The following is a 7683-nucleotide window of genomic DNA, read 5'->3' as shown; positions in this document are numbered from 1 at the left end:
GGGTCCCCCGGGGGGAGGGTGGGGGGGGGGTGGACGCGGGGTCGGGGGTGAGCGTCAGGGGTGACTCCTGGGGGGGGGGGGGGGGCGCACTCATGGTCGGCGGGCCGGCCCGCCGGGACGACCGCCAGGCGGCGGTCTCTGCCCGCCACGGGGCGGGTGGGCGGTGGCGCGAGGGTTCACAGCCAGCGAGGGGCGACGAGCGGCTCGCCGGTACCGGTGGTCACGCCGCCGGTGCCGCGGCCGGTGGCCCACCCCAACAGGTCCGCCGCAGTTCCGCGCACCACCACCGCCCCGGCGACGGGCAACCCGGGCACGACCCGGTCCGTGGGGGAAAGGGTCGGACCGGCGCCGTCCCCGGACGCGGCCCACCAGCCGGTGACGTCCACCAGCAACCGGTCGACCAGGCCCGGTGGGAAGTCCCCGAACCGGCCGGTGGTGCCCAGATCGACCGCATGCAGCCAGACCTCGCGCACCCGCATCCAGGCCGTGCGCGATGCCGGGACGGTGCGACCCTGCGCCGTGCGCACCGGCACGGCCCAGTTCCCCGCCGGCAGGTCGCGCCACGCCGCGGCCAACGCGGCCGCGTCGATCCGGTGCCGCTCGCGCAGTTGAACGGGCGATGTGCGCGCCTGCGCCTCGATCTCGGCATTGCGGGCCTCGACCGACGGGTACATCGGGTTCGTCACGCCGGTGCGGGCCCAGTCCACCAGCCGGGCCAGGGCCCGGGCATTGCCGGCCACGTGGGCGACCACGTGCCGGCGGTCCCAGCCCGGCAGCAGCGACGGCTCGTCCAACTCGTCATCGGACAGCTCGGCCAGGAGCCGGTCGTAGTACTCGGTCCCCTGCCGGGCCAGCGTCAGGTCCGCGGCGACGGACGGCTCAAGCCCGGACGGCTCGGGCCCGGATGGCTCGGGCACACAGGGCGGGTCGGCGGACATGGCCCGACTCTGCCACGGCGGTCCGGGTTCCGGCCGCCTGACGACCCCTCGGATCAGGACTCCACGCGGCTCCGGGTCGCCACGGTCAGCACGGCGACGAGCACGACGAGCACCCCGGCGGTCACGTACAGCGGGGCGGGGACGAAGGTGTCGGCCAGGACGAGCACGGCGGCGACGCAGGTGGCCACGGGGATGATCCGCGGCCGGCCGGGGTGGGCGCGCAGCGCGGTGACCACGAGCAGGAAGAGCGCGACGGGCACGGTCGTCAGCGAGGCCGAGAGCGGGTAGCTGATGCCGTGGGTCTCGTGCTGCTCGTAGGCGACGGCGACCACCAACCCGGCCCCGACCGCCGCCCCGGCGGCGAACAGGAAGTAGTGGCCGTACCCCCACAGGAACGCCGCCCGGGCCGCGTTGATCTCCGGCAGCGTCTCGTGGTCGAAGTAGATCCACCAGAGGCAGAACATGGTGACGGTGGCGGCCACCGCCATCCCGATGATCGTCGCGGACGCGCCGGAGGTGGTCAGCGCGTCCTGGAAGGCCAGGGTGGCCGCGGTCACCGACTCGCCCAGCACGATGACGGTGAACAGGCCGTAGCGTTCGGCGATGTGGTGCGGGTGGTACGCGGTCGGCGCGGGGCGCTCGGCCACGATCGGCACCGACAGTTCCAGCACCGCGCCCAGCAGGAAGCCGGCGACCAGCCACGATCCGTGCGGCAGGAACAGCAGCAGCACCCAGTAGACCTGCACCATGGCCACGCCGACGGCGTAGCGGGTGGCCGTCCGCCGGTGCGGCGGATCCCCCGCCGCGGCCCGCAGCCACTGGGTCACCAGCGCCAACCGCATGATCACGTAGCCGATGACGATCACGGTGAAGTTCTGGTCGGCGAAGACCCCCGGGATCCCCGCCGCGATGACCAGCGAGCCGGCGATCTGCACCAGCACGAGCACCCGGTAGGGCACGTCGTCGGTGTCGTAGGCGGAGGCGAACCAGGTGAAGTTCATCCAGGCCCACCAGATGGCGAAGAACGTCATCACGTAGGCGACGATCGCCGAGCCGACGTGGTTCTCGATGAAGCCGTGGTCCAGGCCGGCGGCCGCCTGGGCCACGGCGACGACGAAACACAGGTCGAACAGCAGTTCCAGGGGCGTGGCCACCCGGTGCGATTCCCCCGGGTGACGCGACCGCATGGGGACGTACCAGGGCCGGACCACCGTCTCGCTCGACATGCCGGGCACCCTAGCGGGTGGGTGTTTCCGTCCCGTACGACCCGCGGGCGACCCCGGATCCGGATCCGGCGTGGCCCGTCGATGGGGTCAGAACCCGCCGTCGAACCCGCCGCCGTCGAACCCGCCCATGTCGCCGCCGCCCCAGTCGCCGCCACCCATGTCACCGGCGCCCCAGTCGCCGCTGCCCGGATCCCCGCCGGGGTCGCCGGAGTAGTCCGCTGCGCCGTCCTGGGCGTTGCCGGCGTCGAATCCGGCGTCGTAGCCGCCTTCCCAGGCGCCCATGCCGGCCATCCCGGAGAACAGGGTGGAGGCGACCAGGTAGGTGCCGACGCCCCAGGCCCCGGCCACCAACGCGGGCTTCCACCACGGCTCGGAGTACCAGCCGCGCGGCACCGGCCGGCCGGCCACCATCCCGCCGGGGTAGTAGTGCGAGGTGGCCCGGCCGGGCGTCGGCGACGCCTCGTACTCATGACCCTCGACCGTGACCCGGCGCTCCTCGGTGACGGCACCGGCCTGCTGCTGTCCGGGAATGGCCGGCAGCTCGGGTCCCGGGTCGAGACCGAGGGAGGTGCGAGCGGCCCGCACGTAGTACAGACCTTCGAACGCCGTCTGCTGGGCCAGCCGGAACTGCTGGACCGTGCCGGCCTGCTCCACCTGCGACCCCGCGGCGGTGTACCGCTCGGACGCGTCGGCCAGGGCCTGCTTGGCGGCCGGGTCGTCCCGCGGATCGAGGGCGTAGACCTGGCCGCCGAGCCGCTCGACCCACCGGCGGGCCTCGGCCCGGGCGTCGTCCAGGGAGCGCGTCGCGGTCACCGTCCGCTGGCGCATGTACCACACGCCGGCGACCACGATCGCGGCGATGATCACGATCCACAGGAGCGAGTCCACGTCAATTCCCTTCGGCTGTCGGCGGCGCGCTTGCGCCGGTCGTCCGTGGGGGGAACGTCCCACCCCGGCGAATCGTTCCGTGGCGGCCGCGGCCGCGCGTCCGGTGGTGGGCCCCGCCGCTCACCGTCGACGCTTGCGGGTGCCGAAGATCGACCGGCCCAGCGAGCCGCCCAGTGAGCTGCCCAGCGACCGCATGAACGACGTCACGGCCGGGTTGGCCAGCACGTCGGCGAGGCCGCCGCCGGCATCCGGCCGCGGCGCCGGAGCCGTCCGGGGCGGTGGGGCGGGCTCGTCCAGGTAGGGGTTGTAGTGCTCGGGCGTCAGGGTGGGCCAACCGTCGGCGCCGATCGCCGGGCCGGCCGGCCCCGCCCGGGCGGGGGGTGGGCCGGCCGGGCCGGTCGGCGGGGCGGTGGGCGGGGTCGGCGGGGGGGTGGGCGGGGCGAGCCGGGCGGTGAGCATCTCGTACGCGGACTGCCGGTCGACGTCCTGGCCGTACTTCCCGGCCAGCGGCGAGCCGGTCACGGCGGCGGCCACGGTGGCGCCCGGGGCGGGCGCCATCAGGGTGCGCGGCGCCCGGACCCGGGTCCAGGCGACCGGCGTCGGCGACCCGCGTTCGGACAGCACCGTGACGATCGCCTCGCCGGTGCCCAGCCCGGTGAGCGCGGCCGACAGGTCGTAGTCCTTGGTCAGCGGGTAGGTCTTGACGGTCGCCCTGAGCGCCTTCTGGTCGTCCGGCGTGAACGCCCGGAGCGCGTGCTGGACCCGGGCGCCGAGCTGCGACAGCACCGGCCCGGGCACGTCGGTGGGCAGCTGGGTGCAGAAGAAGACGCCGACGCCCCTGGACCGGATCAGCTTGACCGTCTGCTGGACGGCCTGCAGGAACGCCTTGGAGGCGTCCGCGAACAGCAGGTGGGCCTCGTCGAACAGGAACACCAGCTTGGGCTTGTCCAGGTCGCCGACCTCCGGCAGCTGCTCGAACAGCTCGGCCAGCAGCCACATCAGGAAGGTGGAGAACAGGGCCGGATTGGTCTGCAACCCGGACGCCTCGAACAGGGTGACGACGCCCCGACCGTTCGCGTCCACCCGCAGCAGGTCGGCCACGTCGAGCTCGGGTTCGCCGAAGAACCGGTCGCCGCCCTGGGCGTCCAGGTTGGTCACGGCGCGCAGGATCACCCCGGCGGTGGCCTTGGAGACCCCGCCCAGCGCCCGCAGGTCCTCCTTGCCCTCGTCGCTGGTCAGGTGCATGACGACGGCGCGCAGGTCCTTGAGGTCCAGCAGCGGCAGGTTCCGCTCGTCGGCCCAGTGCACGATCAGGCCGAGGGTGGACTCCTGGGTCTCGTTCAGGTCGAGCACCTTGGCCAACAGGATCGGCCCGAAGGAGTCGACGGTCGCCCGGACCGGCACCGCGGCGCCCTGGCCGTTGAGCGAGAGCAGCTCCACCGGCACCTGCGCGGGCGCCCAGTCGTCCCCGGTGTCGACCGCGCGCTGGACGATCTTCGGGTTGCTCTCCCCCGGCACCATCAGGCCGGTCAGGTCGCCCTTGATGTCCGGCATGAACACCGGTACCCCGGCGGCCGACAGCTGCTCGGCGATCACCTGCAGGGTTTTGGTCTTGCCGGTCCCGGTGGCCCCGGCGACCAGCCCGTGGCGGTTGAACATGGACAGCGGGATCCGCACGAGCGCGCCGGGATCGGCGACGTCGTCGATCACCACCGATCCGAGGACCACCGCCGGAGCGTCGGTGTCGTAACCGCGGGCGATCCGCCGCGCGGGTGGGTCCTGGCCGGCGGTCGGATCGGTCATGGCCCGAGCATCCGGCATGGGGCGGGCGATCCGGCGGCGCCACCCCGCAGCGATCGCCCCGGGCGGGCTACTGTCACCGACGTGGACGATCGGCTGGTGTGGGTGGACTGCGAGATGACCGGCCTGGACCTTCGGTCCGACCGGCTCATCGAGATCGCTGCCCTGGTGACCGACAGCGACCTGAACATTCTCGGCGACGGCATCGACGTCGTCATCCACGCCGACGACGCGGCGCTGGCCGGCATGCCGGACGTGGTGACCGAGATGCACGCCAAGTCGGGCCTGACCGAACGGGTCCGGGCCTCCACCGTCACGGTCGAGGAGGCCGAGCGGCTGGTGCTGGACTACATCCGCCGGTACGTGCCGGAGCCGAAGTCGGCTCCCCTGGCGGGCAACTCGATCGCGACCGACCGGGGATTCATCGCGCGGGACATGCCGTTGCTGGACGACTACCTGCACTACCGCATGGTGGACGTGTCCAGCATCAAGGAGCTGTGCCGGCGCTGGTACCCGCGCATCTACTTCGGCCAGCCGGCCAAGGCCATGTCGCACCGCGCGCTGACCGACATCACCGAATCGATCCGGGAGCTGGCCTACTACCAGGGGACGGCGTTCGTGCCGGCGCCCGGCCCGACCGGCGATCAGGTGCTGACCGTCGCCACCGACGTCACCGCCCGGTACGCCCAGCAGGTCGCCCATGGTCCGGACGGCCGGGACGCGATGGTGGTCAGCGGGCCCGCGGACAGCCTGTAGACTCCTTCCGGTCCGTGCGCCGCTCGTTGTGGCGCGCAGGTCATGGTGGGCGTAGCTCAGTTGGTAGAGCTCCGGCTTGTGGTGCCGGCGGTCGCGGGTTCGAATCCCGTCGCTCACCCCACGTTGTGTCTCCGCCTCAGGCGATGCGCGCCTGAACGGCGCGGTCCACTCGAAGCCATCCGGCGTCGGGAGAGGCCTTGGACGCCGGACTCTGGCGGATCATGGGCTCGGCGCAGATCCCGGGTCGGTCAGGCCGACCGTTCCGTCCGTCCGTCCCGGGAGTCGGTGCAGCAGGTCGTCCGAGCCTGGCCCGCCCGTCGCGGCCGGTCGGGCCGCAGATCCGGCCGCCAGTCCGACGGCAGGGATTCCATCAACGCCTTGATGGCACCCATCTGTCGCGCGTACGAGCTCTCGTCGAGTCCCACAGGCCCCCCTTTCGGTCCCCCGGGTTTCGACCGTACGGACCCGGCCGCCCGGCGAACAAGATCGATCACGCTCCCGCGAGCGACAACCACCCGGTGGCCGGGCGATAACCCACCGCAACGAGGACAGATCCCCCAATGGAGGTCACTCCACCGGTGGAGGCGGTGAACCCGAAGGAGTTACACCACACCGAGCAACCGTCGGACCGACCGACGGAGACGACCTCACACCTTCGGCGGTGGACGGGCGTCGTGCCGGCCGGTTGCCGACCCCGACCGGACCCGGTCCCGGCTAGCGCGAGCCGATCCGGCCGCCGCGGGCGTACTCCATCCCCATGGCCGCGCGGACGCGGGTCAGGACGCCGTCGGCGACCTCGCCGGCCCGGGCGGCGCCGGCCAGCAGCACGTCGGCCAGGAAGGTCGGATCGGCGAGCAGGTCGGCGCGCCGCCGGCGCAGCGGGGCCAGCGCGTCGTTGATCGCCTCGGTCGCCCGTCGCTTCAGCTCGACCGCTCCGCGGTCCCCCACGTCGGCGGCGACGTCGCGGGGATCGCGCCCGGTGAGTTCGGCGACGATGGTGAGCAGGTTGGCCACCTGCGGCCTGGTCGTCGGCTCGAAGGTGATCCGGCGGTCCCCGTCGGTGTGCGCGCCCCGGACGATCTCGGCGGTGCGGTCGGCGGTGTCCCCCAGACCGATGGTGTTGCCCCGGGTCTTGGACATCTTCGCCCCGTCGCTGCCCAGCAGGTGGGGGGTCGCCGTCAGCAGCGCCTCCGGCGGGGTGAACACCGGTCCGAATCGCTCGTTGAAGCGTCGGGCCACCGACCGGGCGATCTCCAGATGCGGCAACTGGTCCCGGCCGACCGGTACGACGGTGCCGGCGACGCCGAGGATGTCGGCCGCCTGGTGCACCGGGTAGGTCAGCAGCAGCCCGCCCAGCGGCCGTCGCGAGGCCAGCGCTTCGGCCTTCACGGTGGGGTTGCGGCGCAGTTCGGCGTCGGTGACCAGGGCCAGGAACGGCACCAGCAGCTGGTTGAGGGCCGGCACGGCCGAGTGCGGGAAGATCACCGTCCGCGCGGGGTCCAGACCGGCGGCCAGGTACTCGGCGACCAGGGTGAGCACCCGCTCGCGGAGGGGACCGGGATCGGTCCGGTCGGTGATCACCTGGTAGTCGGCGATCACCACGAACACCGGGAGGCCGAGCTGCTGCAGGCGTACCCGGTTGGCCAGGGTGCCCAGGTAGTGGCCCAGGTGTAGTGGTCCGGTCGGCCGATCGCCGGACAGCACCCGGAAGGCGCCGGGGTCCGCGGCGATGCGCTCGTTCAGGGGCCGGGCCTGCGGACCGGGGCCGCAGACGGGTGCATCGACGGCGGCCGGGGCGGCGACGGGGTGAGCGATGGTGGTGGGCACGGCGGGCTCCTTCGGGACGGGGGGCCGCCACGGCGGCCGCCCGCGTTCACCGGGAGGAGACGCAGGGAACGAGGGATCCTCGACGACCGCGGAGCGGCGGCCGGAGGTCGGGGACATCACGGAACGCCGTCAGGCGGTCCGCCACCAGTGCTGGTGCGTGGTCGTCGACCGGGATGTCATGGCGACACCGTAACAGCAACGAGCGGCCGCGCGCCGGGGTGGGGCCACCCCGCGCGGGCCCGCCGGTT

General features: G+C 73.4%; 6 protein-coding genes and 1 tRNA gene. 2 read left to right on the top strand and 5 right to left on the bottom strand.

What is annotated here, in order from left to right:
* Nucleotides 1-176: 176 nt before the first annotated feature.
* From ACOJUF_RS17730 to ACOJUF_RS17715, 4 genes are all read right to left on the bottom strand, one after another.
* Entirely contained in the window at nucleotides 177-938 is a 762-nt protein-coding gene (locus tag ACOJUF_RS17730) for a maleylpyruvate isomerase family mycothiol-dependent enzyme (RefSeq protein ID WP_420123144.1), read from the bottom strand.
* A gap of 53 nt (nucleotides 939-991) precedes the next feature.
* Complete coding sequence (locus ACOJUF_RS17725; RefSeq protein WP_420123143.1) at nucleotides 992-2164, bottom strand: low temperature requirement protein A; 1173 nt, start codon at nucleotides 2162-2164, stop codon at nucleotides 992-994.
* Nucleotides 2165-2251: 87 nt separating this feature from the next.
* Nucleotides 2252-3052 (bottom strand): hypothetical protein, encoded by an 801-nt coding sequence (locus ACOJUF_RS17720; protein ID WP_420123142.1) that lies wholly within the window; start codon nucleotides 3050-3052, stop codon nucleotides 2252-2254.
* Between the two features lie 120 nt (nucleotides 3053-3172).
* Nucleotides 3173-4855, bottom strand: coding sequence for a helicase HerA-like domain-containing protein (locus ACOJUF_RS17715; RefSeq protein WP_420123141.1), 1683 nt, complete (start codon nucleotides 4853-4855; stop codon nucleotides 3173-3175).
* 81 nt (nucleotides 4856-4936) lie between these two features.
* On the opposite strand from ACOJUF_RS17715, the gene orn reads away from it, so the two are divergent.
* Nucleotides 4937-5608, top strand: a complete 672-nt coding sequence (gene orn, locus ACOJUF_RS17710) for an oligoribonuclease (protein ID WP_420123140.1) — start codon at nucleotides 4937-4939, stop codon at nucleotides 5606-5608.
* Nucleotides 5609-5653: 45 nt separating this feature from the next.
* Nucleotides 5654-5729 (top strand) — tRNA-His (locus ACOJUF_RS17705).
* 593 nt (nucleotides 5730-6322) lie between these two features.
* On the opposite strand, the gene trpS is transcribed toward ACOJUF_RS17705, so the two are convergent.
* Nucleotides 6323-7435, bottom strand: coding sequence for a tryptophan--tRNA ligase (trpS, locus tag ACOJUF_RS17700; protein ID WP_420123139.1), 1113 nt, complete (start codon nucleotides 7433-7435; stop codon nucleotides 6323-6325).
* Between the last annotated feature and the right edge of the window lie 248 nt (nucleotides 7436-7683).

The organism is Nakamurella sp. (assembly GCF_048594475.1).
GTDB lineage: Bacteria > Actinomycetota > Actinomycetes > Mycobacteriales > Nakamurellaceae > Nakamurella.
The sequence above is the reverse complement of the archived record's forward strand: the minus strand, read 5'-3'. Positions and strand labels throughout refer to the sequence as shown.